Origin of the sequence: Paenibacillus sp. MER 180, assembly GCF_023713665.1 — a bacterium.
In the GTDB taxonomy this organism is placed as follows: domain Bacteria; phylum Bacillota; class Bacilli; order Paenibacillales; family Paenibacillaceae; genus Paenibacillus_B; species Paenibacillus_B suaedae.
In genome coordinates, this window is sequence record NZ_JAMAVT010000028.1 from 36,398 (window position 1) to 63,092 (window position 26,695).

At 44.6% G+C, this 26,695-nt stretch carries 26 protein-coding genes; 19 read left to right on the forward strand and 7 right to left on the reverse strand.

Going from position 1 to position 26,695, the window contains the following annotated elements; genetic code table 11:
• Positions 1-181 precede the first annotated feature (181 nt).
• The 9 genes from M3661_RS27900 to M3661_RS27940 all read left to right on the forward strand — a co-directional run bounded on the left by M3661_RS27900 (position 182) and on the right by M3661_RS27940 (position 8,042).
• The gene (locus M3661_RS27900) at positions 182-442 is read left to right on the forward strand and encodes a hypothetical protein (protein WP_251490283.1); all 261 of its coding nucleotides are present in this window, start codon (positions 182-184) and stop codon (positions 440-442) included.
• The gene (locus M3661_RS27905; protein WP_251490286.1) at positions 430-810 is read left to right on the forward strand and encodes a reverse transcriptase domain-containing protein; all 381 of its coding nucleotides are present in this window, start codon (positions 430-432) and stop codon (positions 808-810) included. The genes M3661_RS27900 and M3661_RS27905 overlap by 13 nt, the downstream gene beginning before the upstream one ends.
• A gap of 5 nt (positions 811-815) precedes the next feature.
• Complete coding sequence (locus M3661_RS27910; RefSeq protein WP_251490289.1) at positions 816-1,613, forward strand: reverse transcriptase domain-containing protein; 798 nt, start codon at positions 816-818, stop codon at positions 1,611-1,613.
• Between the two features lie 376 nt (positions 1,614-1,989).
• Complete coding sequence (locus M3661_RS27915; protein WP_251490294.1) at positions 1,990-3,486, forward strand: monooxygenase; 1,497 nt, start codon at positions 1,990-1,992, stop codon at positions 3,484-3,486.
• Positions 3,487-3,654: 168 nt separating this feature from the next.
• A complete protein-coding gene (locus tag M3661_RS27920) occupies positions 3,655-4,176 on the forward strand; it encodes a MarR family transcriptional regulator (RefSeq protein ID WP_251490297.1) in 522 nt (173 codons plus the stop codon).
• Positions 4,177-4,626: 450 nt separating this feature from the next.
• Entirely contained in the window at positions 4,627-5,100 is a 474-nt protein-coding gene (locus tag M3661_RS27925; RefSeq protein ID WP_251490300.1) for a hypothetical protein, read from the forward strand.
• Between the two features lie 35 nt (positions 5,101-5,135).
• A complete protein-coding gene (locus M3661_RS27930; protein WP_065290909.1) occupies positions 5,136-5,816 on the forward strand; it encodes a response regulator transcription factor in 681 nt (226 codons plus the stop codon).
• Positions 5,813-7,588 (forward strand): sensor histidine kinase, encoded by a 1,776-nt coding sequence (locus tag M3661_RS27935; RefSeq protein ID WP_251490304.1) that lies wholly within the window; start codon positions 5,813-5,815, stop codon positions 7,586-7,588. Before M3661_RS27930 ends, M3661_RS27935 begins: the two co-directional genes overlap by 4 nt.
• The gene (locus tag M3661_RS27940; protein ID WP_251490308.1) at positions 7,575-8,042 is read left to right on the forward strand and encodes a hypothetical protein; all 468 of its coding nucleotides are present in this window, start codon (positions 7,575-7,577) and stop codon (positions 8,040-8,042) included. Before M3661_RS27935 ends, M3661_RS27940 begins: the two co-directional genes overlap by 14 nt.
• Positions 8,043-8,114: 72 nt before the next feature.
• Here M3661_RS27940 and M3661_RS27945 read toward each other — a convergent pair whose 3' ends face one another.
• Positions 8,115-8,456 (reverse strand): winged helix-turn-helix transcriptional regulator, encoded by a 342-nt coding sequence (locus tag M3661_RS27945; RefSeq protein WP_021252394.1) that lies wholly within the window; start codon positions 8,454-8,456, stop codon positions 8,115-8,117.
• A 161-nt stretch (positions 8,457-8,617) separates the two neighbouring features.
• Here M3661_RS27945 and M3661_RS27950 point away from each other — a divergent pair, with 161 nt between their 5' ends.
• The 5 genes from M3661_RS27950 to M3661_RS27970 all read left to right on the forward strand — a co-directional run bounded on the left by M3661_RS27950 (position 8,618) and on the right by M3661_RS27970 (position 12,638).
• The gene (locus tag M3661_RS27950; RefSeq protein ID WP_251490311.1) at positions 8,618-9,187 is read left to right on the forward strand and encodes an NAD(P)H-dependent oxidoreductase; all 570 of its coding nucleotides are present in this window, start codon (positions 8,618-8,620) and stop codon (positions 9,185-9,187) included.
• Positions 9,174-9,887 (forward strand): SDR family oxidoreductase, encoded by a 714-nt coding sequence (locus tag M3661_RS27955; protein WP_251490360.1) that lies wholly within the window; start codon positions 9,174-9,176, stop codon positions 9,885-9,887. The genes M3661_RS27950 and M3661_RS27955 overlap by 14 nt, the downstream gene beginning before the upstream one ends.
• 276 nt (positions 9,888-10,163) lie before the next feature.
• Positions 10,164-11,060: an RNA polymerase sigma factor RpoD gene (rpoD, locus tag M3661_RS27960; protein ID WP_021262698.1), complete on the forward strand. Its 897-nt coding sequence runs from the start codon at positions 10,164-10,166 to the stop codon at positions 11,058-11,060.
• Positions 11,061-11,335: 275 nt separating this feature from the next.
• Positions 11,336-11,920: an RNA polymerase sigma factor gene (locus M3661_RS27965; RefSeq protein WP_065290905.1), complete on the forward strand. Its 585-nt coding sequence runs from the start codon at positions 11,336-11,338 to the stop codon at positions 11,918-11,920.
• A 157-nt stretch (positions 11,921-12,077) separates the two neighbouring features.
• Complete coding sequence (locus M3661_RS27970) at positions 12,078-12,638, forward strand: GNAT family N-acetyltransferase (RefSeq protein WP_021252389.1); 561 nt, start codon at positions 12,078-12,080, stop codon at positions 12,636-12,638.
• Between the two features lie 55 nt (positions 12,639-12,693).
• Here M3661_RS27970 and M3661_RS27975 read toward each other — a convergent pair whose 3' ends face one another.
• Entirely contained in the window at positions 12,694-13,398 is a 705-nt protein-coding gene (locus M3661_RS27975; RefSeq protein ID WP_065290904.1) for a MerR family DNA-binding transcriptional regulator, read from the reverse strand.
• Positions 13,399-13,618: 220 nt separating this feature from the next.
• Here M3661_RS27975 and uvrA point away from each other — a divergent pair, with 220 nt between their 5' ends.
• Positions 13,619-16,060, forward strand: a complete 2,442-nt coding sequence (uvrA, locus tag M3661_RS27980; RefSeq protein ID WP_251490314.1) for an excinuclease ABC subunit UvrA — start codon at positions 13,619-13,621, stop codon at positions 16,058-16,060.
• Positions 16,061-16,255: 195 nt separating this feature from the next.
• On the opposite strand, the gene M3661_RS27985 is transcribed toward uvrA, so the two are convergent.
• On the reverse strand, positions 16,256-17,026 hold the full coding sequence (locus M3661_RS27985) for a hypothetical protein (RefSeq protein WP_021252386.1): 771 nt from the start codon (positions 17,024-17,026) through the stop codon (positions 16,256-16,258).
• Between the two features lie 739 nt (positions 17,027-17,765).
• Here M3661_RS27985 and M3661_RS27990 point away from each other — a divergent pair.
• The gene (locus tag M3661_RS27990) at positions 17,766-18,377 is read left to right on the forward strand and encodes a YqaA family protein (RefSeq protein WP_065290902.1); all 612 of its coding nucleotides are present in this window, start codon (positions 17,766-17,768) and stop codon (positions 18,375-18,377) included.
• A 108-nt stretch (positions 18,378-18,485) separates the two neighbouring features.
• On the opposite strand, the gene M3661_RS27995 is transcribed toward M3661_RS27990, so the two are convergent.
• Together M3661_RS27995 and M3661_RS28000 are read right to left on the reverse strand one after the other, a co-directional pair.
• Entirely contained in the window at positions 18,486-19,073 is a 588-nt protein-coding gene (locus tag M3661_RS27995; protein ID WP_251490325.1) for a DUF421 domain-containing protein, read from the reverse strand.
• 118 nt (positions 19,074-19,191) lie between these two features.
• Positions 19,192-19,518 (reverse strand): cysteine-rich CWC family protein, encoded by a 327-nt coding sequence (locus M3661_RS28000; RefSeq protein ID WP_311279648.1) that lies wholly within the window; start codon positions 19,516-19,518, stop codon positions 19,192-19,194.
• 127 nt (positions 19,519-19,645) lie between these two features.
• Between M3661_RS28000 and M3661_RS28005 the strand changes: the two genes are divergently transcribed.
• Positions 19,646-21,841 (forward strand): penicillin-binding transpeptidase domain-containing protein, encoded by a 2,196-nt coding sequence (locus M3661_RS28005; protein ID WP_251490335.1) that lies wholly within the window; start codon positions 19,646-19,648, stop codon positions 21,839-21,841.
• Positions 21,842-22,150: 309 nt separating this feature from the next.
• On the opposite strand, the gene M3661_RS28010 is transcribed toward M3661_RS28005, so the two are convergent.
• Positions 22,151-23,608: an amidohydrolase family protein gene (locus M3661_RS28010; protein WP_251490348.1), complete on the reverse strand. Its 1,458-nt coding sequence runs from the start codon at positions 23,606-23,608 to the stop codon at positions 22,151-22,153.
• A gap of 170 nt (positions 23,609-23,778) precedes the next feature.
• The gene (locus M3661_RS28015; protein ID WP_065290898.1) at positions 23,779-24,336 is read right to left on the reverse strand and encodes a YkoP family protein; all 558 of its coding nucleotides are present in this window, start codon (positions 24,334-24,336) and stop codon (positions 23,779-23,781) included.
• Between the two features lie 178 nt (positions 24,337-24,514).
• Here M3661_RS28015 and M3661_RS28020 point away from each other — a divergent pair, with 178 nt between their 5' ends.
• Positions 24,515-25,603: a DUF3626 domain-containing protein gene (locus tag M3661_RS28020; protein WP_065290897.1), complete on the forward strand. Its 1,089-nt coding sequence runs from the start codon at positions 24,515-24,517 to the stop codon at positions 25,601-25,603.
• Between the two features lie 271 nt (positions 25,604-25,874).
• Entirely contained in the window at positions 25,875-26,528 is a 654-nt protein-coding gene (locus M3661_RS28025) for a FusB/FusC family EF-G-binding protein (protein WP_251490352.1), read from the forward strand.
• The last annotated feature ends 167 nt before the right edge of the window (positions 26,529-26,695 follow it).

Here is a 26,695-nt window from a genome sequence, read left to right on the forward strand (position 1 = left end):
TTGTAATCATGGTAGAGAATTCAGACGTTCTCATAGTACGGAAGTAGGCAGATGACTAAACATCTGTCGATCGGAAGGGGGACGACCTCGTGGTCAAACACTTGAATGTGGTGCCGAACAACCGTAACGTTACCGCGGTAAGAACGAACGGACTGGGCACGATGAAAGGTAGGAGATAGACTTGAATCAAACATTGAAGCTAAAATGGCACAGCATATACGGGCAGATTCTGTTTGTTAGAAAACTTTATAAGGCATGGATGCAAGTCAAGGAAAACAAAGGCGCGGGCGGGATTGACGGCGAAACCCTCGAGAGCTACGAAAAGAAGCTGGACAAAAATCTAAGCGTTCTGCTACAAAAGCTACGGGACAAAGCCTATGTCCCATCTCCTGTACGCAGACGGTACATCCCGAAGAAAAAAATGGGAAGTTGCGTCCGCTAGGAATACCTAACATTGAAGACCGGATTGTACAACAAGCCATCGTAAATGTGTTGCAGCCAAAATGTGAGAAAAGCATATTCCATCGCTGGTCATGCGGATACCGCCCCAACTACGGTGCAAAACGAGTTGCCCAAATTATCCTATGGAACATAGAGACCGAACACAATTTTATCTATGACTGTGATATACGCGGGTTCTTCGACAACATACCCCATAAGAAATTGATGGGGATATTGACGAAATACATCGCAGACGGCACAGTACTGGATATGATTTGGAAATGGCTTAAGGCTGGATATATGGAAGAAGGAAAGTATCATGAAGTGGATGCAGACCCCCACAAGGAGGCGTCATATCGCCTCTTCTAGCCAACTTGTATCTAAACGAATTAGATTGGAGACTAGAAGAACATGGCATCCGTTTTGTACGATACGCGGTTGATTTTCTGTTATTCGCGAAAACAGAAGAGGAGATCCAAAAAGCTGCCGAAGTTACCCGTGAAATGCTGCAAGAACTAGGGTTGGAGGTCGCTATAGAGATAACCAAAACGGTTAACTTCAAGAATGACGATTTTGATTTTCTGGGATACACGTTTCAACACTGGCGGGTGCGAAAGAGAGACGGCAAGCCCTATTTCATAGCAAAACCAAAAGAAGCGACATGGAAGGACTTCAAACAGAAGGTTAAAGCCAAAACACAGAAAACCCTAACGCTGAACAAGAAAACATGGCTAGAACGCGTCAATCCGATCATTCGAGGAAAAGTAAACTACTTCCTAAACTTGTATAAAGCCGTTGAGGAAAACAAGCGATACGGACAAGAAAGTCGTTGCTTCTTCAACGTTTGCAAAAATCAGCTCTTGGATATGGACGGATATGTGAGACAACGGTTGCGGGTCGCCATGATCCACAATCACCCGACCCAAAGAAAAGGTCATGCGATGGAAACGAAATGGAACAATGAATTCTTTCTCGAATCGGACGTATTCCAGCTTACTGGCTTTATTACAGCACACAATATAATATATAAGCTACATGAAAAACAGACAAAAGACAAAACACGCCCAAAGAGTGCAGAAAGCAAAAGAACGAGGACAAGAGTATTACACTCCCGACCTCGTTCGCAAAATGCAATATGCACAACGATTAGCGACATATTGATCTCAAGTTGAATCACGTTGGTGAGCCGTATGCCTTAATAGGCGGCACGTGCGGTTCGATAAGGGGGGAGCCATGTGAGTGGTTCCCCTACTTTATTACTACTTGATTCCATTTGTTTTGAACAAATGACGAGGAGAATGAACTCAAATTCGTTATATAGATATTGTAAAAATAAGGGAACTGAATTATAATAATATTGTTACATTCGCAACGATAATATTATTGATGTCTCAAGCTTCCTACACAGATTGCTCAGGCGAATTCGTAAGAAATGGAGGGATAGGTCACAACTAAGAAAGCAATGTACTAACTGTTACGTATGTAACAATAATTTGTCCTTATGCCGGATCGTTTTTGTCTTTAATTCAAAACGAAGGAGTGGTGTAGATGAAATATGAAGTAATTATCGTAGGTGCTGGCCCTGTTGGACTGATGCTGGCTTCAGAGTTGGCACGGTTTGGCGTAAATGCATGCATTCTCGAACGTCAGACTGAACCTGGGATATTTTCAAAAGCAACCAATCTTCATCCTCGATCCTTGGAGATCCTTGAAATGAGAGGATTGCTCGGGAGTATTATAAAAGAAGGTTATACGATGCCGACCGGTCATTTTTCATCGCTGCCAACAAGACTGGATTTTACTGTCCTCGATACACGCTCAAATCATGTTTTATTCATCCCGCAAACGGTAACGGAGAGAGTTCTCGAAGAAGAGGTGCGCAGCTTCGATGTTCCTTTTCATAGGGGAGTTGATGTTGTGAGTGTTCAACAAGATGAAGAGTTGGTTGAAGTCGTTGCTGTTGGTTCACAGGGTGTGATTACATTCCAAGCAGAATATGTGATTGGTGCAGATGGAGCAGGAAGCATCGTTCGCAAACAATCACATATTCCATTTGACGGGTCGGACAGTACGATGACTGGTGCGTTAGGTGATGTAACGCTCGGCCAACCACCGGTTGGAAATGCATTGATAGAATTCAATCAGCATGGCAATGCGATGATTATACCGCTTCCGGAGGCTAAATACCGCATTGTGGTTGCCGATCCCGTGTGCTCGAAGTATCCAAAAGAAATGCCTGTCACTCTAGAGGAATTAAGAAGCAGCATGCAACGCATTTGCGGTACTGATTTCGGTATGTCCGATCCTGTATGGATGTCGCGGTTCGGCAATGCCACCCGAATTGCGAGACAATACCGTTCCGGTCGCGTATTTCTGGCCGGTGATGCTGCACATATACACTTTCCATCTGGGGGACAGGGACTTAACGTTGGTATGCAAGAAGCGATGAACTTGGGCTGGAAATTGGCAGGTGAAATTCAAGGCTGGGCGCCTGATTGGCTGCTTGACAGTTATCATCAGGAACGACATCAGGTTGCCGACAGCGTGCTGCGCAACACCGAAGTGCAGACGAAATTGATTGATTTTACGCCAGCAGGCTTAGAACTAAGAAAGACGATAGCCCACTTGTTGACATTCCCTGAGGCCAATCGATACTTAGCTGAACGTATTTCTGCATTGGATGTTTTATATGAACAAGATCCAGAGATGCCAACCCATGTTCTCAATGGGACGAGATTACCTAATCTAGATCTTTACCTTGCCAACGGTGAGTTCACTTCCTTGTATTCACTCCTGCATACAGGTTGCTATGTATGTCTACTGCTTGAAGATAAATTACCTGATTCTGTTGAGGTTCCCACATCCGCTCCATTGCGAATCATACAGGCCACCATTGCGGCACGACGCGCGGGTTGGGAAGACGTATATGCGGTTCTTATTCGACCTGACGGACATGTAGCATGGGCATTACGCAAGTATTCCGATGCACGATCTGAACTGCCTGCACTATTGCAATATGGAATCCAACGCTGGTGTTCGCGATAAATTACTCGCTTGACTCTTCTCTTCTGACTTCCTAATTCGCATCTGCTCCCATGCAGCCAATACTATGTTGCTGATCTTGCTAATCGACATGAACAACGCATGCCACCTGCTATTCTGCTGGTGAAGGATAGGGTATAATAGAAGCATTAGTTTACGCGGAGGAAGGGCATGGATCAAGTAAATTCACCTTATAGCAAGCATGCATTGTACGACATATTTGTCGAACTCATTCATCAGCAGCAGGAGCATGAGGATGCGATTCAGAAGATTATAGTCCAAGAGTTGAGGAAGCTGGGTGATGAGTTCAGTGAGGAGTTGCAACTGAATGTAACAGAGCTTCACGTCATTTCCAGCATAGGAGAGCATGAGCCTATTAATGTTACGGCGCTCGCGGATCGATTGCGAACGTCCAAAGCCACTATATCCCGAATATGCTCCAAGTTATTGTCTTATGATTTCATACGAAGAACACAACTAAGCGATAATAAGAAAGAAGTTTATTTCCGCTTGAATCCGAAGGGAAAGAAACTGAATGTATTGCATGAACGGGTGCACGGTCAACTAGAACAGCGGTTTCTAGGCATCCTCGATCATTATGATGAAGATGAATTGCTTATCGTTCAAAAGGTGTTTCGCGACATCTTGAATAATTGGACGTTCATTCATGAAGATTTGGAGACACAAGGGTAGGTATTCACAGATGTGCCCAGTCCATTGCTGTATGGGCTGGGCTTCTTTTTTCGCAAATGAATGCCCGAATACGCCTACGCAGAATTGTTGCCACGCATTTCCCACCCGAGAATTCAGGTTGGCCGCCAACTATCTTTGCAAATGTTTGACAGAGTCATTCCTCGCTGTACATTGCTTATCGACACACCCTCTTATATCCAAAAAATCTAGGAACAGTTATGACATCAATAGGTTGTGAACCAAATCAGCGATTGAAAGAAGTACATACGTGGATCGATATTGCTCATACTAATGCTAGCTCTCTGTATCCATTTCCTAGTTAATTCAATGAAGGCCACTTGAAATTGTCCACTTACATATGTTCGGAGTCCTTTCATACCGTGTACACATGATGAACACAAATGATCTCTATAATAACCTTTGTAAACCTGAATGTGGGAGGCCATTTCAATGAACAAAGGGATAACAATAATATTTATTGGTGCTATCGTAACCATGTCCGTATTAACCAGCCAAGTCTATGCAGATGTACCGGGTGCAGTAAGCGGTCTAATGACTCCTCCAGCTCCACAGGCTGATGAGGTTAATCCTTATGAAGTTGCAGGCATCTATGATCCTCAGGAAGTGAACGACTTCATCGTTAACCTGCAATCTGCTGTCGCTGCCAATGATAAGAAGGCAGTCGCGGAAATGGTATCGTACCCGCTGCGTGTGAACCAAGCTGGGCATTCCACGCAAATCGCAAGCAAGACTGCGTTTGTGAAGCAATACAACAGCATCATAACGAAAAAAGTGAGACAGAAGGTATTAGCACAAGAAGTAAACAAGTTGTTCGTTAACTACAATGGCGTTATGATAGGCGATGGTGAAATGTGGATTAGTAAAATTGATGGTAAAATCGCGATATATGCAATGAATTTATAACGCTGACGATTAATGTATAAATGGAGAGTGCGGTAATGGGGCGAAAGGTACTACTCGTGGAAGACGACGCTCTCATTCGTGAGTTCGTATCAGATTATTTCAAACAAGAGAATTGGGATGTGCACGAAGCCGAGAACGGTCTACAAGCGATGGAACTGTTCGGGCAGATTGCCGTCGATCTAGTCATCCTGGATATTATGATGCCGGAAATGGATGGCTGGTCCGTATGCAGGCGTATCAGACGTCAATCCAATGTCCCGATCATTATCATTACGGCTAGGGCAGAGGATGATGATCAGATTATGGGCTTTGAGCTTGGAGCAGATGAATATGTGACGAAGCCGTTCAGTCCCAAGGTACTGTTAGCAAGAGCCAAAACCCTAGTGAAGCGAGCTGAAGGCACGCTGGGCAGAGATGGCGACATTACTTTATATGGAGAAATCAGCGTGAATCGGCGCTCACATACCGTTCAGGTAGGTGGAGTTCCTGTATCGTTAACACCAAAGGAATATGACATGCTACTCTACTTTATGAAGCATGAGGGGTCTGTACTATCGCGGGACAGTATCTTGAATGGTGTCTGGGGCTACGATTATTTTGGCGATCTACGCACAGTCGATACGCATGTGAAGAAGCTGCGTGCGAAGCTCGGCTCAGAGCAGCAGTGGATACAGACCATTATTCGTTCCGGATACAAGTTCGAGGCACCTAGATGAAGAAGAGGAGTGTAACGACCAAATTATTTGCTGCAACCTCAATATTTGTCTTGGTTCTACTGGGATCTATATTAATCGGTCAGAAGCTTTTCTTCGAACGGTATTATCAAAGCTCGAAAATTCAGGATCTCACGACAGCGGTAGAAGGGTTCAGCTATACATTCGCGCAACAGCCTGCAGACAGAAACACGGCTGCGCGGTATATCGGAACGATCATGAATGAATATGATGCGAGTGCCGCTATTCTTGATAAACGCTTTCAAAATCTGCGATTAGAACCATACTATATCGATATAAAGGTTAGAGATAAGACAGTAACGATACGGATTACTTCTGATGGGACGCAATCTGGCGATATTCCGCAGAAACTGAACGCAGGCGATATCATTACGGTGGAGGGCTTCTTCATCGACGAACAGAATCAAGTTATGAAGCCCGTTACGATTACGAAGTCCGCTGCTTTGGCTGCGGAACCGAACAGTGGACATAGCCAAGTGACGGGTGTCATTACAGAGCTGCTGCTGCCAGATCAGAGAAGCTATAATCCGTATTATCAGAACATGCTGGTCGAGCAAGCGCTGAGAGAATGGATGGCACAAGAGATGGATTCCTTGTCACAGCTGGGGGAAGGGCAGGCTGCTCACATGAAGTGGAGCGATCCATGGAGCGGTGTGAATTATATGCTGGTGCTTGAGCGGCTCCGAAGCGGGAACGAGGACATGTCCTATATGTTCGTCATGACATCTCTGCAGCCGGTTAGCGAGGCGGTAAGTCTATTAACAAGCTATTTCATATATGTGGTACCCAGCGTGATTATGATTTTACTCTTATTATCCTTTGTATTTTCCAGAATAGTGTCGAAGCCGCTAGTAGCCTTGAGCCAATTGGCTGCCCGCATGGCGAATCTAGACTTCACCGTTCGCACGCCGATCCGCTCGCAGGATGAGTTCGGCGAGCTGTCGCGAAGCTTGAATATATTGTCCTCGAATCTCGATGATACACTGCGGGAACTGACCAATGCGAATACAAAGCTGCAGGAAGATATGCAGGAGAAAGCACGATTGGAACGGCTCCGCAAAGAACTGATCGCGAATATCTCACACGAACTGAAGACCCCGCTCGGAATTGTCAAGGGGTTCGCCGAAGGGTTGCAGGACAATGTTGCATACGACAAGCGAGATAGTTATGTAGCTCACATTCTGTCCGAAGTAGATAAGATGAATGCATTGATTATGGATATGCTGGAGTTGTCCAGATATGAAGCGAAGGCGGTAAGACTGAATCGAAGCAATTATTTGATCGATGAACAGGTTCGCAAGGCCGTTGACTCGTTCGATGTTCAGCGGAGCAGTAAACAGTTGATCATCGAGTTCACGTCAGAAGAGCATGTACGTGTGACGGCCGACGCTAGACGAATGGAACAGGTTATCGTGAACTTGCTGAGCAATGCCATTCGGCATGCCTTTGAACATAGCACAATTCGAATTGCATTGAACCGCATATCAACAGAGCAATATAGTTTTCAGATTGACAATAACGGGCCTCAACTATCAGAAGAACAGCTTCTACGGGTATGGGAGCAATTTTACCGAGGTGAGCGCTCGCGGGATCGCAAATCCGGCGGAACAGGCTTAGGGCTGGCGATTTGCAGGCATATTCTTGAATTGCATGGCAGCACGTATGGGGTAGAGAACACGAAGAATGGCGTATCGTTTTATTTCACAGTAGATCGATCAATAGGTGAAGTAGGTGACAACAATGTACACGAATAAATCGCAATGGCTTCTTATCAGTCTTGTATCGTTCATGCTGCTGAGCGCATGCGGAACAACAGGAACAGCAGACTCAGGCAAGAACGCTCAACCAACGCCTGCAGCGAAGGAGAAGGTTAAGCAGGAAACTCCAATACTGGTTGTCGTCGACCAGACGACGTATCCAGGCCAATCCGAGCATCATTTTTATTTTCAAGTGGAGCAGCTCCCTAAAGGATATGCACTAGCCGAGATGAGTTGGAAATCAGAGAAAACAGACATTATCAATACGACAAAGCAAGCTATCGAACATGGTGGAAATGGGGAGGATGGCTTCTATATTAGCGGAAATCATCAATTTTCAGGATTTATCTATGACGAACAGTTAAAGGGAGAGAATGGTGAGGTCACCTTCGTATTCCGCAACGATGCTGGTGAAGAACGGAAATGGAAGAAGAAGCTCACGTTGAAGTGAACAGACGCGAATGAAGTTCTGCATCAATAGCCGGAGTCAGGCAGTCAGTGCTTGCTCCGGCTTCATTTACATTCATAACTGTAATCCGAATCTCTTCAGCTCAATGAATGTCCCTTCCAGTAGTTTGCCTCTCTCTGTTAGCGAATACTCTACGCGGGGAGGAACCTCAGGGTATACTTTTCTCATCACAATGTCGTGCTGCTCCAGTTCCTTCAATCGAAGCGAGAGTGTCTTTGGACTTATTCCATCCATTGCTTTCAATAAATCGCTAAACCGCATTGTTCCCTCGATCAACAAGTCACGAATAATCAAAAACGTCCATTTCGTACCGATTATATCAAGTGTTTTCGCGATAGGGCAGGTTTGACCAGGGGTTCCTTTTGTCAATGTTACAGGTTCAGATGGATGAAGCATGATCGATCCTCCTCAACAATTTTTAGATGTTACGTCCCATCATAACACAATACTTCCCTAACGGAAATAAGGTGAATAAAATATCAGTACTTCCTTAAAGGAATTATTGAGTATTATACTGTTCTTGCAGCCAATACTTCACACTCAAGGAGCTGAATCCGATGAAAAATATTCTGATTATTAACGGTCATCAACAATACCGTTCTTCCGAAGGGAAACTGAACAACACCTTAATGGAAAACATGGTTCGTGTGTTACGTCCACACCACAATGTCAATACAACAGTTATCCAAAATGGTTATAACATCGAGGAAGAACAGAAGAAATTTTACTGGGCCGATGTTGTCATTTATCAGACACCAATCTATTGGTTCAGTGTACCAGGTCTGCTCAAAACCTATATGGATGAGGTGTATGCATACGGTACATTCTTCACTGGTTCCGAACAATATGGCGCAGGTGGATTGCTGACAGACAAGAAATACATGCTCTCCACGACTTGGAACGCCCCATCCTCTGCATTTGAGAGAAAGGATCAATTCTTCGAAGGGGAGGGCTTGGACAATGTGCTAAGTCACCTTCATCGCATACACAAGTTTCTCGGTATGAAACCTTTACCAAGCTTTTCATGCTACGATGTAATTAAGAACCCGAACATTGATCACTATATTGCCAATCTTGAGCAGCACTTAATGGAGGTATTCACAGATGAATATGTTGCTGCACAATAAGAAGGTTGTATTTATCGGTGGCAGCTCCGGCATCGGACTTGAATCTGCTAAGCAAGCGATTGCTCATGGAGCTGAAGTAGTCATAGCAAGCCGTTCCGAGAACAGGCTGCAGCATGCCAATGAACAGCTTGGAATGAAAGCATCGGTTCAACAGCTTGACCTCACGATTGAACATGAGGTAGAGCAATTCTTTCAGAATATTGGATCATTTGACCATCTTGTCGTAAGTGCGGCAGAGACGTCTGGCGGCCCGTTTCTGAAGACGGATACGAGTCAGGCAAGACAATTGTTCGAGAATAAATTCTGGGGACAATATTATGCAGTCAAATACGGCGCTCCAAAGCTGTCTCCTAATGGCTCAATCGTGTTATTTTCCGGCGTTGTTGCCTATAAATCGATGATCGGTTCATCTATTCTCGGCGCGGCCAATGCTGCTGTATCCAATATGGGGAAGACGGTAGCGTTGGAACTTGCGCCAATTCGGGTAAACGTTGTATCACCAGGAATCATGGATACACCTTCTCGAAGCAAGATGACGGAAGAAGCACGCCAGCAATTGTATGAATCGATCGCAAGCCGTCTTCCCGTACAGCGTGTAGGAACTCCAGAAGATGCTGCGCAGAGCGTAATGTATCTACTCACGAATTCATTCGTGACCGGTACCGTTATCCATGTAGATGGCGGACACGTATTAACGTAAAGCTCCATCATAAGCACTTTGCAGCATAATTCACAGACGAGAAACATAAAAACCCCCCGGCATGAATGCCGGGGGGTTCATTGTATGATCAACATACAAATATTAGTATTGAAAAATTACTAGGTATATGTTACTATAGTGTGTGCTCTTAATTTTTACATGCAATTAAAATAAATCATATCATAGACTTTTTTCTTTGTCAATTATGAGTAATTCACTCACATACCGGAAAAAAACGGCTCGAATACGTACGCATACTTTTAGGGGGGCGACAGTTTGACTAACGAAGAACACAATGAGCAAACTCATTCAGATGCAGATATTAATTTACTACCTCCAGGAGTCAAGATAGATGACTCTGTGCGGATGTATCTAAAGGGAATTGGCCGGGTTGGTCTTCTAAGCACCGAAGAAGAAGTAGATTTGGCTAAACGTATTGCAGAAGGCGATGAAGAAGCGAAGAAAATGCTTACAGAAGCTAACCTTCGCTTGGTCGTGAGCATTGCAAGACGGTATGCCGGGCGAGGCATGTCACTCTTAGATCTTATTCAAGAGGGCAACATGGGTCTGATTAAAGCTGTAGATAAATTTGATTATACAAAAGGCTTTAAATTCAGTACTTATGCCACATGGTGGATTCGACAAGCAATTACGCGCGCGATCGCCGATCAGGCAAGAACGATTCGTATTCCAGTTCATATGATTGAAACGATCAATAAGCTTGTTCGTGTCTCCAGACAGCTGGTGCAGGAGCTTGGCAGAGAGCCTGAGGTAGAAGAGATCGCTAAGGAAATGGAATTGAGTGTGGAGAAGGTTCGCGAGATTATGAAGATCTCTCAAGATCCAATCTCACTGGAAACTCCAATCGGGGAAGAGCATGATACCAAGCTTGGCGACTTCATCGAGGATCAGGACGCCCAATCTCCAGTAGAATCAGCAGCTTATGAGTCCTTGAAGACACAGCTAGGTGATGTCCTTGATACGCTCACTGAACGTGAAGAGAATGTTCTTCGCTTGCGCTTCGGACTCGATGATGGTCGTACTCGGACATTGGAAGAAGTAGGCCAAGTATTTGGTGTTACGCGTGAGCGGATTCGCCAAATCGAGGCAAAGGCTTTGCGTAAGTTAAGACATCCAAGCCGCAGCAAACGCTTGAAGGACTACATCGAATAATGAAATGATATGCAAATGAATGAAGCTGCGTTACACTTCAACGGGTTGGAGTGTAATGCGGCTTTTTTTCGTGCAGGCGTACAGGTTTTCACCAACAAGCATGAAAAGCAACAATTTGTAACAATGATTTGGGGAATATCATTTATTTTTCATCTGAACTTCATATTATCTTCATAAGTTTATGTTATTGTATGTTCGATAGAGCACGATAACGTACCCAAGCAAGTATACACATATTGCGTTTGCGCGATGGGGTAAGGATATTTGGAGGAACCATGAACACCAGCATAGATCAGATTCAACAACTCGTACTCGCCGGAGATGAACGCGTATATACGAAATTATATATCGAATATCGTAGCTTGCTAGTTCAGCACGCTTATCGTTATGTCCGCAATCAACAAGACGCAGAGGATGTTGTACAAGAGGCGTTTATTCGCATATTTCGAAATTTGCATCGGTACAACTTCTCTTGCAAAATATGCAGCTGGATGAAGCTTATTGTAAAAAATCTATGCATTGATCTCATACGGCAGCGTAGTCGTAAACCTGCCGTACATTTTACGGAGAACATTGCCTACGAAAATCAAGAACAACCATTAATCGAAACCCTGCAGGATCAGACTCAAGGACCTGAACAGCAAATTCTTGAACAAGAAGTTCAACACAACGTAATTAACATCGTGAATGAAATGCCCGATGCATATCGAGATGTGTTCCGGCTGCGTTACTTATCGGAATATTCGCTTGCAGAAATATCGAATGTCTTGTCCCTTGAAATCAATACGGTGAAATCCAGACTGTTTCGAGGAAAGAAATATTTACGCAAACAGGTTGACAGTGGTCATATTTGCTCCTGACCAATTATGTAAATAGTTACAACTTATTTATCATTGACCATTCATCATTGGACATGTGTACAATAATAGATGACAGCTATTACAGATGACTCTCATCCCTCAGGAGGGCAATACTAGAGGATGATCAGCTGTCATTACTCTTCAGGAGGTATCATTCATGATTCGCAAAGCTACACCAGAAGACAGCAAGTACATTATCCCTCTGATGATGGAGGCGATCGGCACCATCGCCTATGAACTATCTGGAACTACGAACAGAGATGAGACGATGCGCATACTCGAGCAATTCTATAAGCAGCCCGACAACCGCTTGAGTTGGAAGAACAGTATGGTCTGGTTGCAAGAAGATGTACCCGTCGGCTATGCATTGGCTTATGCGGGGTACAAGCTGGTCGAATTGGATCGCCCATTGGAGGAACGTTTATCTACTCTTCAAGGCAATCCTGTTCAACTTATCAAAGAAACAGAAGGGGAAGAGTACTACTTGGATTCATTGGCTGTAGATTCTTCTCAGCGTGGATTAGGGATCGGAACGAAGCTCATGAAGGCGTTCGAATTAGAAGCAGCTCAATTCGGGTTCAGCATCGCCTCGCTGTTAGTGAACGTTGCGAACACGCGAGCGAAGCAATTGTATGAAGCACAAGGGTATACAGCAGATGGCAAGATCATAACAATTGCAGGGGAAGATTATGAACATATGGTGAAAAAGGTACAGTAACGTAATCACGAATGCAGAAGAAGCGACAACTTAGTTGCAGTCACTTTACGATAACTTACATCAGCTGCAGCACCTTGCACAGTTTAACAAGTTCATGTACTCCTCGGAATTGCTGGCGATTTCGATCATGGAGGCTGCGGATAGCATTTTCCGTCACTTTTTTGGCCTGCTCGATGCTGTGATGGTCAAGAGCATCTACAATTTCTTTCATGCTTTTGAGAAAATATAACGTACTGCGCAAGGTGCGAAGCAGCAATATTTTGCGGATATGCAGCGCGTTGAATATCCGATACCCGTTCTCGGGATTGCGTTCCGGGATGATTAACCCTTCCTTCTCCCAATGTCGGATGGCAGACGCGGCAACCCCTGTATATTCAGCAGCTTCGCCGATGGTCATTGGGCTCTTGTATGACTTATTCCCTATAGTCGGCAGGTCAATCTGCTCCAATACCGTTAGCAATTGATTTGCCACAACCTTCTCCTGATGCAAGTTAGCCTGTTCCTCATTGACAAGCCAGAAGGCTTCGTCCACCTCTTCTTGCTGTATATGCTTAAGAACTGTACAAGTTAGCCCCACCCCAAAGCCAGGGAACAACGCACGAAGACATCGAAAATAAGCAAGATGTACGTCGGTGTACAACCTGTATCCATTCGCATCGCGATCCGGTGCAGGAACCACTCCCCAGGATTCATAATGCCGAAGAGCACTCGTACTGATATGAAGTGCCCTTGCGATATCCACAGGCTTGTAATACTGCATGTCTTTCCTCCTCATCTAGTAATGATCTCACTGTATCAGATCGCTTCCCATAAAATCAAATCTTCTAGTAAAACCTTAAAGCACCGTGCTAAAGTTTTGCACGATAAGTCTGTGTCTATCAACACATTTTTTTATAAAACTCTAGCACTTGCATGAATGTTGTAAAGTGGATCATGTAACTCGTATTTCACCGTCACTTTAGAATGATGGAGGGTGCTGCATGAAAGATGTTATCCGTATTCAAGGCGCAAGAGAAAATAATTTAAAGAATGTGACATTAGACATTCCAAAGCATCAGCTTATCGTGGTTACGGGTCCTTCCGGCTCGGGTAAATCAACACTTGCTATGGACATATTGCAGCGGGAATGCCAGAGGCAGTATGTGGAGTCTAGTGGAATATCCGCCGAATCCATTGCCAAGCCTAATGTCGATTCGATTACTGGACTTGCACCGTCTATCTCGATTGGACAGCATGTGACGAACCGCAATCCTCGCTCAACTGTTGGGACGATTACGGATATGTACACGTATTTGCGGACAGTCTATGAGAAAAAGGGAGTTAGGACATGTAAGTTCTGTGGAGAGAGCATAACTCCTTCTCCCGTAGACGTTGCGGGTGAGTCAATAAAGTGCCCAGCATGCTCACAGCCACATACACCACTGACGAAGGCGGATTTCTCTTTCAATACACCAAGCGGTGCGTGTTCCACGTGCAGTGGTTTAGGAACCGTAGTCGATATTCAAGTTGAGGCTGTATTCAACAAGGAGAAAACGATTCGTGAAGGATCCGTAACCTTCTGGTACGAATCCCTAACTGATTATCAAGCCAACATTATTGAGGCGGCAGGGAAGCATTATGGCTTGGATATGAGTGGGCCGCTGCACAGTTTCAGCCCTGTACAATGGGAATTATTGAAGCATGGGGTGGAGAGCGAAGCATTTGCATGTCACTTCCCGAATATTGATCCGCCCAAAACAGTTGGCAAAGGCCGATTTAAAGGTGTACTGACTGCAATGTGGCAGAAGTACAAGGAGCGGGATGGGCAGTCAAGCGAGGCGGCTTATTTTACGACTCAATCATGTCCCGATTGCAGGGGAGATCGTCTGAAGCCCGAGAGCAGGACAGTTACCGTCGAAGGCCGTACCCTGCCTAGCCTAGCGAGATGCTCGTTAGAAGAGCTGAATGATTGGTTGCTTGCCGTTCATGCGAAGTCTCGTATGGAAGGCGATATGATCCTTCTAGCCGTACTCGAAGAACTCCTTGGTAAAATAAAGCGCGTCATTCTTGTAGGACTTGGCTACTTATCGCTCGACAGACAGATGATCACATTATCAGGCGGAGAAGCGCAGCGACTACGGTTAGCATCGATCCTTGGCTCTGGGTTAACTGGTGTACTGTATGTCCTTGATGAGCCGACCACCGGCCTTCATCCAAAGGATACAGATGGTCTGATCAAGGTGATGAAGGAATTGCGCGATATGGGTAATACTGTACTCATGATCGAGCATGATACACGTGTGATGCAGCAGGCGGATCACATTATCGATATCGGTCCAGGGTCAGGCCGGTTCGGAGGAGAGATTGTTGGGCAAGGCACGCTTAAGCAACTTATGGAACAGACTTCATCCGTGACTGGACATTATGTTAGAGCGCAATCACGTCTTCAATCCAAATGCCGACAAGGCAATGGGGATGTCATCTCCATTCATGAGGCAACCCTTCATAACTTGAAGCAGGTATCCGTGTCATTCCCATTAGGCAGTCTGATCTCGGTATCTGGAGCCTCAGGTTCTGGCAAGTCGACACTCGTATTCGATCTGTTGGCAAATGCCAGCGGCACTGGAGGCCGAGTTGAAGGATGCCGGGAAGTCACAGGGCTGAATAAAGTTAACAGCATCATTACTGTAGATCAATCTCCCATATCGCGAATGCAGCGCTCGAGTGTGGCAACTTATACAGATCTGTATACCTTGCTTCGCAAGGTGTTCGCCTCACTTCCAGCAGCAAAGGCACGTGGCTTGAACGAGAAATATTTTTCCTTCAATTCACCGGGCGGAAGATGTGAGCAGTGCGAAGGACTCGGAATCGTTGAAGTCGATATGCACTTCCTCCCGCATCTGCGTGTGCAATGTCCAGCTTGTCATGGCAAGCGGTTTATTCCGGAAGTTCTGGCCGTTACGTATGAAGACTACACCATAGCTGACATTTTAGAGCTCAGTATTGAAGAGAGTTTATCACTATTTAAGGGCCACCCAAAAATGGCGAAGCTGCTTAAGCTGTTGTGTGATGTTGGTATTGGCTATCTCCAATGGGGACAATCTGTAACAACGCTTTCCGGTGGGGAAGGGCAGCGCTTAAAGCTTGCTAGGGAACTGAGTGCACCTGCTAACGGTCACACCCTGTATCTGTTGGACGAACCGTCTTCAGGCTTGCATCCGCTCGATGTACACAAGCTGTATGTATTATTGGATAAGCTTGTAGATGCCGGAAATACCGTAATCTTGGTCGAACATAATACCGATCTGATTGCGGCATCAGATTGGGTCATTGATATGGGGCCAGGCGGAGGCAACTCTGGAGGTCAGGTTATAGCGGCAGGTACACCGGAGCAAATCGTTAGCTCTGAAGCGTCTTGTACAGGAACCTATTTATCGATATAGATATAACTGCGCTAGGGTAGTGTCATATAACATATACGCAGTCAATGCATTTCAATTGGATGCGAAAAAAGCCGGCCAGATCCATGATGTGATCTGGCCGGCGTTCTTCTGAACCCGAGTTAAGTTTGTCTGCATTTATTCCTTGGGTCGCCTGCTTGTATACCTGCTTACGTCACCAGGCTAGGACAATCCTTCTTATTTCTTTACAGCCGTTTCAGCAAACTTTATCAAATCTTCTTTGGTGAGCGGGTTGCCCGGATTGGTTGTGATGCTATAAATATGATCCTGATCTGACCATATCAGCTTGTTTCGAACCAAGCCAGGGATCTTCTTGCCTTGTTCGGCATCGACTTCAGTTGATTTAATGTACCGGTATCCGTTGTTTGCCGTTTTTCTGCCAAGACTGTGCGCTACTTGCATTTCTAAATTGTCTTTTCCGTTTACGAATGTAAGATTGATTTCGCCCATTTCGTTCCAGTCGAATTTTTTGTAATAGACGCCTTTTCCTTGAGCTTCCGCTTCCGCTTTCACTTCTCGTTGAAACTCCTTATGATGCTTTGCAATCGGGGGTTGGATGTTTCCATTCTCAAATTTATAACCTTCAGGCAGACCTTCCGGCTTTTGTAGCACAGGACCCTGCAGTTTGCCTGCCTGGTTTAAATAATCATCATAATTTGTGAATTTGAACATATCCAGATAATACAAGAATGCAGATCCGCCATTGAGACTTGGGTCACTTACGTACAAGAGGTACGTATCCCCTGTATTCTTTCCAATCTCCCCATTTACTTTCTGGGAGAGTTCAGCTTTTGCCGCTTCAACAGCTTCCTTACCAACCGCCGGCGTTTTCGATTCCAACTCCTGTGCGGAGTTTGTTTGGTTTGCAAATGCCTCCGTCATATTTGCGGTGCCAAACAACAACGCGATACCCGTTGCGACAACGGCTGCCTTCTTTACGTATTTCATGTGAATATTACTCCTCTCATTTATGCAAGTTTTATTTTTTTGTGAAGACCGGACGCTATCGATTGGGATCCCTTTGTGCCAGCTTCTGTGATATAAACACAGCTCAGGAAAATTTGGTTCACTATTTCGAACAATATCAGAAACAATAACAATGCGTAATGAAAATCACACTTTGTTTTGCCCCTTTGGAATCGGCATCAATGACATTTTTAAAGCGATTATTATTTATAAACACAATTGAAAGACCGCTTACGCCCATGGAGCGGTCTTCGTCATTTTCTGCCAAAATTCTTGAGTGACATGTTAAAATAGAAAAAGACATATAAACGTAGTAGGATAATTGTCATTGCAAACCTTTGGAATGAGAGGAAGGCGAGATTCAACTGATGGTTGGAATAAAAATAACATTGTCAAGTTGCATGAAAAATCAGTATGCTTATTTTACTTGAAACGATTAGGACTTTAGCCCCGTACTAATAACAGTAGGGGATATTACCTAGCGCATTGGCCGATGAAACGAATATTGTATTGGTAGCATATTCCACCATTTCGTGTGAAGGGATGCGGCAACAAAAAAACGTCTTTACCTGAGAGCGGAATGAGTACATTTCTATAACAGTTGGCTTCCAAACAGCAAATGTCAACATTACCAAAGTGTAATCATTCGTAACACGAAATAAGGTAAAATGAGATTTACCAATCAATTTATAGAAAGAATTTTTCCGGATAGGAGTAGATTATGTTTCAAAACATCATTGATTTTCTAATGGACTATGGGATATGGGGGCTAGTCATCCACTCTTTCGCAGATGCAGTTATTTTTCCTGTACCAGCCTTCTTCTTGCAGGTGCCATTAAGCTTACTGGATCCATCAAATGCCTTATGGCTAGCAACAGCAGGATATATTGCATGTCTGCTCGGTACTCCAGTAGGCTACATGATCGGTAAGCTGTTAGGCCACTCCGTCTTGGAGAAAATCCTTAAAAAATCATGGATTGACGGAGCCAATCAAATGTTTAAGAAGAATGGAGAAACTACGATTCTTATTGGCTCTTTTACTCCAATTCCGTTCAAAGTATTTACGATTCTATCCGGCTGCATGAATTTCCCGCTATGGAGACTTATCGGATATGCAGCAATCGGAAGAGCAGTTAAGTTCTATGCAGTAGGTCTGCTGTTTTATTTGTATGGGAGATCTGCAGAAGGAATGGTTAAGCACGTCTCACTGTATATCTTCCTCATTGCTGTTCCAATCTTGGTTATCTTTTTGATTATTCGCAAGAGAAGAAGAAACAAAGCTGCAGCAAAACTAGAACAGACTGAAGCCAATACAACCTCAATCAGCGATTAAACAGCTTGTAAAAAGGTCGACCCTATGGGTCGGCCTTTTATTATCTTCATCAGTCGTATGAGAGTACCTTACATAGTAGGTTGCATATAGCGTAAATCCAGTTGGGCTTCATTCCAAATGGGGAGCAATCTTTTTCCGGTGTCCATCCTGCTTAACTTCATCGAATAAATTCTCTTCTTTCTGGGGCTGCTTCGGAACAGTTTTGTTCCATGCTTTCATAATCCTTTCTAATTCTCCGATCGTCACAGGCTTAGCATGTCGTGCCAACTCGTAACCGATATGACCGCTCATCTCGATTGTTGCTGTTTTCACTTCCGACAACGATGTAATTCCCTTTGTTCTTAATTTTGCTTCTAGCTGATCGACAGTTAGCCGCAGCTTTTTGAGACTCTTCTCAACAATAACCCCATCCTCAATTACTACCGTTGATCTCCCCACGAACCACTTCTCGACCCAATTGAACTTAATGGCAAGGAATTGAATGGTGAGGAGAAGAGTGACAAAGATGCATAAGGTTATCAATGTTCGCAATAGACCGTCCCCTTTGACAGCATGTCCAATCATGGAGGCCATCGCGAGCAGCGTAATGATCTCAACGCCTGTCATTTCTCCGACCGTTTTTTTACCGAGAAGGCGAAGCAGACAATAGCCAAAGCTGAGAACAATGACTGCTTCCCCAATGAATGAGAAATCCATAGCATACTACCTCCAGACCCTGTCAATGATGGGAAGGCAACATATGTGCGTTCCACTGTGTTCCAGACATGAGTAGTATGCATATTTGTTCAAATTTTACTCGTAAGGTTGATGTCACTCATTCATTCATTTGCGTTGATTGGAGAAATGCACGGACACAGTGCTCGCAGACACATGCCTTTCTGCGCATTTCTGACGGAATCTTTTCCAGCAATGCTTTCGGCACCGATAGAGTCATACACCAGCATTCCTGATGGGGGCGGCCTGCCTGGTATGCGCAGTGGTTCTCATTGCCGCACAAGGGACATATTTTCGGATCGATTACTACCTCAGACATGGTAAACACCTGCTTTTGTAAGTTTAATAGCGAAATTGATGCTATACAAGATAATAGCGTATCAGTGAGCATTAACCCAATATATTTCATCACAGCGCACAATTTCATGAAGAAAATGAAACTGTTTCCTGTTTTGAAGCATCTAATTTGATAGAAAGCCCGAGCTGCGCTTGCTAACTCGCAAACGTACCACGTTTATATAATCATGGCAATTACTTTTAGAAAGAGGGATAAGGTGATCAAGCGAATAAAGTTGCGCACATTATTGATTGGAGCCATCTTTACAATCTTTTTCGGGGTCATTTTCGTTCAGCTGTTCTGGTATCAGGTTATCAATCAATCGTTCTGGATGGAGCAAGCGAGAGATTCGTGGTCCGTGAGGAAGGAGCTGACTCCTATCAGGGGAACGATCTATGATCAGAATGGCGACGTATTGGCCATGGATGCCCGTACTTATACCGTAGCGATAAGCCCCAAGGTGATTCAGGAGCTCCGCAAGAAGGGGGATCTGATCGAGAAACGGATTGATATGGAGCGCATCATCGTAGACAAGTTGCATGCCGTACTGAAAAAGCCTGAGAATGAACTCTTTGAGCTTACACGAAAAATGAGAACAAAGGACGGCAAAGACGAATATTATCCTCAGGTCGAGGTGCGCAATGAAGGATGGAAGTTGGACGACGAAACAGCCAAGAAATTGCGCGAATTTATCGAGGAATTAAAAGATATGACGAAATTGCGCGACGTCGGACTTTACCTGCTGCCCGAGGTCAAGCGGTTCTATGCGAAGAATGCGCTGGCCTCACACGTTCTTGGATATATGGATAAGCAGAACAATCCCATCGGCGGGATTGAGAAAATGTACGATGAACAGCTTCGAGGCACTGTCGGTTTCCTACAATATGAAAAGGATCGGTTAGGAAATAAGCTTCCGACAGCATCGGAAGTATTTCAGCCTTCCCGGGACGGCAGCAACATCTACTTGACGATAGATAGCACGATCCAGCAATATATCGTGAATTCGATGCGCGAGGTGTATAACAAATATACGCCCAAAAGCATGACAGTCATCGCGGCCGATCCGAAAACGGGCGACATCCTGGGACTGGCCAATATGCCGGATTTTGATCCGAATTCATATTGGAAAGCCAAGGACCTATCCGCTTTTTATAACCATGCAGTCCAATCGCGTTATGAGCCTGGGTCGACGTTCAAAATCGTGACGCTGTCGGCAGCCGTACAGGAGGGCATCTTCAATCCGGATGACAAGTTCGTGTCTGGCAAAATCATAGCCGGCGGGGTACCCATTGGCGACGTGAATCAGACATGGGGAACGATCACTTATTTAGAGGGTTTGAAGCGATCCAGCAACGTGGCATTCGTCAAGCTAGGCTACGAGAAATTGAAGGAAGAGAAATTGAAATCGTACATCGAGAAATTCGGCTTCGGCAAGAAGACCGAGATAGAAATGCTTGGTGAGAACAGCGGACTGATTCGCTTTGAATATGCGGCAGACGTGGCCGCTGCTTCATACGGCCACGGGCAGGTGCTGGTGACGCCGATCCAGCAGGTTATGGCCGTATCGGCAGTGGCGAATGGCGGTAATCTGATGAAGCCGCATCTTATTCGTAAAATCGAAGATAGCGTTAGCGGTGAAGTGTCGGAGCGCAAGCCGGAAATCGTGCGCGAGGTTATCGATCAAAATGTAGCCAAACAAGTAAGTGAATATTTAGAGCAGGTGGTTGCCGATCAAGAGATCGGTACAGGTAGACATGCCTATATCGAAGGATATCGCGTCGCAGGCAAGACAGGTACCGCGATCAAGGTTATTAACGGGGGTTATAATCAAGACCGCGCGGTCGTATCGTTTATCGGCTTCGCACCCGTAGAAGATCCGCGGATCGTTCTGCTCGTCGTGGTCGATGATCCGAAAGATTTTTACCAAGGCGGCGGTTTCGTCGCTCCTTATATGTTTAAGGATATTGTATCCCAATCCTTGCGCTACATGGGGGTACCCTCCTCTTTGCAGTCGAATCCGAAGTCTAGTGGTAACAAGCTCGGCTCGCGGCCGACCGTACCGGCACCCGATATGCAAAACATGAAGGTGCGCGATGCCAAGCAGCAGCTTGCAGAACAAGGTATGGTATTCGATACGATTGGCCCAGGAGATACAGTGAAACGCCAATATCCAAAGCCGGGTGATCCGATGGCTGTCAGACAGCGCATATATTTGCTTACGGATGACCCTGAGAAGCTTCTACTTCCGGACTTTAAGGACAAATCACTGCGTGAAGTGATGGAAATTACTTCGCTTCTCGGATGGAAGGTACGCGTCGATGGCGAAGGATATGTAGTAGAACAGAAGGAAAGCAGTGAAAACGGCGTGCACGTCCTTCATGTGAAGCTGGAACCGAAGTATCCGGGAGGATGATGAGAAAACGGAATTACGCCACCGTGTTCTGGGATCCAGGAACAAACGCTCCGGGATTAAATCATGTAAAAGTGGATCTATAGTGACGGTGAGGAAATTTACAACCAGATCGCCAGTATCCGTCATGAACGGGATATCTTGTTGGGGCTTGATCGGAGCGCGCACCGATCTGATCGTTAACTTAAGTGTAAATTGGTTTGGGTAATGAATCCACAAGAAACAACTCGAAGAGCCTGAATCCTTGAAGGTTCAGGCTCTTCAAGTTGAACATAGCGATAGTTGTACGTGACACGTATTTCTTACCACAGTTTACTTCTGCTTGCGAGGGAACTCCTTAATAATCGGGTATGTTTTTAGCTTTTTGAGAATCTCTGTCCGATCGATTAGATGCCCATTCATGATGACCGCATGGATTTGGGTTGTGTTGCGGATATCTGTGAGCGGATTCGCGTCTAGCAGGACGAGATCGGCTAGCTTTCCTACCTCTACCGTGCCCTGCTTATCCTCATTTTCCAAATAGCGAGCCGGATTAATCGTGGCAGCCTGAAGGGCTTGCAGGGGACTTAGTCCCGCTTTGACTAGCAGTTGAAGTTCTTCATGCAGGCTAAAGCCGTAATATAGATTTGGCATCAAGTAAGTAGAATCAGTGCCAGCCATAATCGGCACCCCAGCTTCATTCATTTTGCGAACTAATTGCAAATTGTTCTGGTCCAGCTCCTGATGGATAGCAGCCCCTCTTTTATCTTTGTGCCAATTTTCAATGAATGCTGCCCATTCCTTCTGAACAGGAGGTTCTAAAAAACGTACTCTTTCATCAGGTACCTGCTTATTTAAGCTTGTCATCGTTACAAGTGTAGGAACCTGCCAAGTTTCGTTCCGTTTAAAGATCTCAAATAGCTTTCCGTCTTCATTAGCATCATAATGCTTTGCAGCTTTATATTCGTATTCGACATACAACAACAGATCCTTACTAATAATACCCGCTTCTGTATCCTTAACAAGGCTGTTGAAAATACCTGATTTCTTTGATGCTGTAGCAATATGCATACCATGCAAATGCTCGAAGCTTCTCATACCGTCGTTAGAAGCTTCATCTGCGCGTACAGTAAATGGTAAATGGCCACTAACCGGAAACTGTAGCTTCTTCGCTTCCTCCATAGCCACAGCATACAGGTCTTTAGGTATGTGGGAGTACATTTTAATTTGATCGACCTGATATGTTTTCAACTGTTGAACAGCTTTGCGAACCGTTGCTTCATTTTTTAAATTATAGTGATGCGAAGGTACCTCATTATTTGGAAATTGATTAATAACTTTACCGGAATGTACAATGCGCGGAGTCAAGATTTCCTGATTATTAATGCTGCGTGTCACTTGAACATGGTGGAGGCTGGAGCCCATCTCCCTGACACCTGTCACTCCGTTTGCTAATAAGTGAGGGATTGCACTATCCATGTGATTTTCCAAATGGACGTGCATATCCCATAAACCAGGGATAAGATATTTCCCATTAGCTTTGATCACATGGGCATCGTCAGGAGCATCAACGTCAGTCGTATCAGCTATTGCTGTAATTTGGTTGCCCTGAATGACTACCGACTGATTTGGTTTAAGCTTGCCTGTCTTCACATCCACTATGGTGACGTCCTGCACAATTAAACGATTCTTATTACTTGGATTTGGTGGTTCTATTAAAGAAAAGGCAGGCCGAGCCAACATTCCCGATACCACGATTACAATCAACATGATGACACTGTTCTTGAGCAAATACAATCACCCTTTACTCCAATGTGTAGCACACCTATCAGATGGTTCAGATGAATATACTCGTTCATTTGTCATTCGGCATAGTGACGAAATGTCATATGACATTTCATCATATTATGCTATCCCGTCTCCAACATAATAAATTCCCAAAACTCTCCCTTTCTATATTGTCATACACTACCGTATTTATCCATTAACAAGTCTGTAGACATCAGTAAAAATCTAGGATTTTGCTTTGTACAGGTCTTAAGCGGATTGGATACAGACAAAAAATGAATAGGCATTTGGCCGATCCATTTAAAAGCATGATATAACGGATTATGGATCTGTACGATATCGAATCCCAAATGCGTGCATCCTCGATGCAGCATCGTAATACCGATAATGGCCTTAATTTCACGGAATTTTGGATGGGCTTGAATGTGCCGACACACCCCAGGCAAGGACTGCTCTACCGTGCGATAAATAATTCGCCCCTTCTTTACACCATTCTCCATATAAAAAATTTCCGTAAGTAAACGAACATTATGAAGATGTATTTTTACCAATAGATCGCTATGTTCGATGCGTGTCCCGTCAGACAGTATGATTGTCTTGCCTCGATACCGGAGTAATCTTACCCTGAAGATATTCGAACGTGATTGCTCAGGAAAGGTCAGTCGGGTTAACGAAAAATATATCGGATCTAACATACTCCATACGAATAAGATCAGCATTTTTAGTTTCATATGGTCCAATTTCCCCTTAACGTAGTTAATGATAATTTGGATTAAACAAAAGGATTTTATCCACAGGTTGAAGTTCGCAGCGAATATAGGTCTTTACTTGATGCATATCTTGTGGCAGGTAATAGGATTAATTATTATTGTGAAATGATGATATGGAACTTAATAAGGAGGGGAGCGAATGGCTTCAGAATTATCGAATTCGCAGCGAGCCGCGCTGCATTTTGTGACTACCTATGCGAGAGGCCGAAAAATGAACGCACAGCATACGATAGCGGGCATATTACAAGGTTCCGCCATTTCACATTCCGAATATGACCAAGCTGTACGAATGATAAAGTCATATGCTAGAGTTGCCCTACACTTCCACCCGGACAGACCTGACCTGAACATGAAAAGTGTTGCTGAAGCTCTTTTGGAACAAGGATTGTACAAAAGCCAATTTGAAACGCTTCTATCCAATGGAAGTGTATCTGCTTATCCTGGAGGTGAACGCGATCTTTGGGAGAAAAAGTTGTTTGGCGGCGCCTATCAGTGCGAAGGCACGAGCAATAGTGAGCGTCCCAAATATGGGGCGCTTAACCTTATGCTTCATTCTGACGGGCCCGCTCCTCGATTTGGCTCGTGTTATTTCCTCTTGTCACCCAAAGTATCAACGCGGTGTACCTTCACATATATGGATTCCCATCTAGATCCGTTGGAAATGGGAACCTATGACGAGCTTGATGATATATTGGCGGCTCTCTTAACAGATGCATATCGCAATAACTGTGCCATTGGGGACAAAAATCTTAGTCCAAGCAAACTAATTAATCAATTACGATGCAGACTGGCATGTTCATTTCCCAATCCTTCCTGCAGTGAACCGAGTCGCAATCTGGATGAATATATTGAAGCGCAAATTCATGGCGACCTTTCACTACAGGATGACGTTGATATACTAGTCGCTGATCCCTCCTTCATACATACCCACATCGGCAGGACACTGGAGGAAATATGCCGTAAGTATACAATTGCGCTTTACTGGCATAGGGGATTCTCGTTGTTGGCACATGAGGTGCCTAGTGACTTTAGAGGATCGGCAATGCCATCATTAGCAATGCGCATTGCTCGTGAGGGCAGGGTAGATGCCAGCGTGATAGGCGATGCTGTCATGGAATTAAGGAGCGACCCGTCTAAATGGATGGATCGTGGCAGCGATAAGGAAGTACTTCAGGAGTTGAAATTGCTGTGGCATGTACTTGTGAGATATGGGGAGCCCATGCTGTAGCGCTACCTGTTTTTTGTTCGACGGAAAGAGATGAGTTGCAACAACTATCGGTTTTCTTTATACTATTAAGTAACAGGGGAGGTGGCAAGGGATGGCAAAAAACTTTGCCAGAATCAGCAACGACTCATGCAAAGCCTGATTTAGGGGCGATACTTTGCATGGGGCTGGACAATACGAAGGAATGATTGTCGCCCAAGATCGCTTATATCGTTTCTAATAATGGGCTTTGCACCTTATTTCTTCAACTATTCAAAATAAGGAGCTGTAAAGCATGACAACACCATTTATTAGAAACCACCAATATAATTTGATTAAAAAGCAAGCGACTTTGCTTCAACATACTTGTCAGACAGTAGCGGATTACAAGATTGTTGATACAGTACGATACAGCGCGTTCACCAAGATTACAGAGGCGTTCCAGAGTGCAGAAGAGCAGCAGCTTCGTCTGCTTGAGCGGATTACGACACTCGACAAAACGGAAGAATTCTCTCAATTTCTGCTTTCTCTTGAACCTTACCTGATTGAGTTCGAACAGGTAACTGACAAGCAGCTGAAGAAGCTCTATCCGAAGAGTAAGAAGCTGAAGCTTCCGAATATGGAGGGACTGGATCTCCGCCATACGACGTATCTTGGATGGACGGACATTGGAACGAATCGCATGTATCTGATCCATCAGTTAGACGGACGACTTGTCGGTATTGAGGGGAAGTTCACCCAAGCAAAGAAGAAGGGTACGTGTTTCCTATGCAATCGACAGGAAGAAGTGGCCTTATTTACAGCAGAAACGAAATCCAAACCAGCGAATGCTACGCCTGATTATTACAAGGCCATTGGGAATTATATGTGCATGAACAGCCATACCTGCAATCAGAACATTACGGATACAACAGCGTTGGAAATGTTTATTCACAGCATTATTGGTTAAGTTTACAAGATAAAGAAGAAGAGGATGTCCATTCGGACATCCTCAGGCTGTCGAGAAAGTCTCGACAGCTATTTTTATATTCATTTATTTCAACACGACACCGCGTTAATGTTGTATAATTACGGTAATAAATGAGATCGGGAAGGTGTTCAAGAATGCTTCGTTCA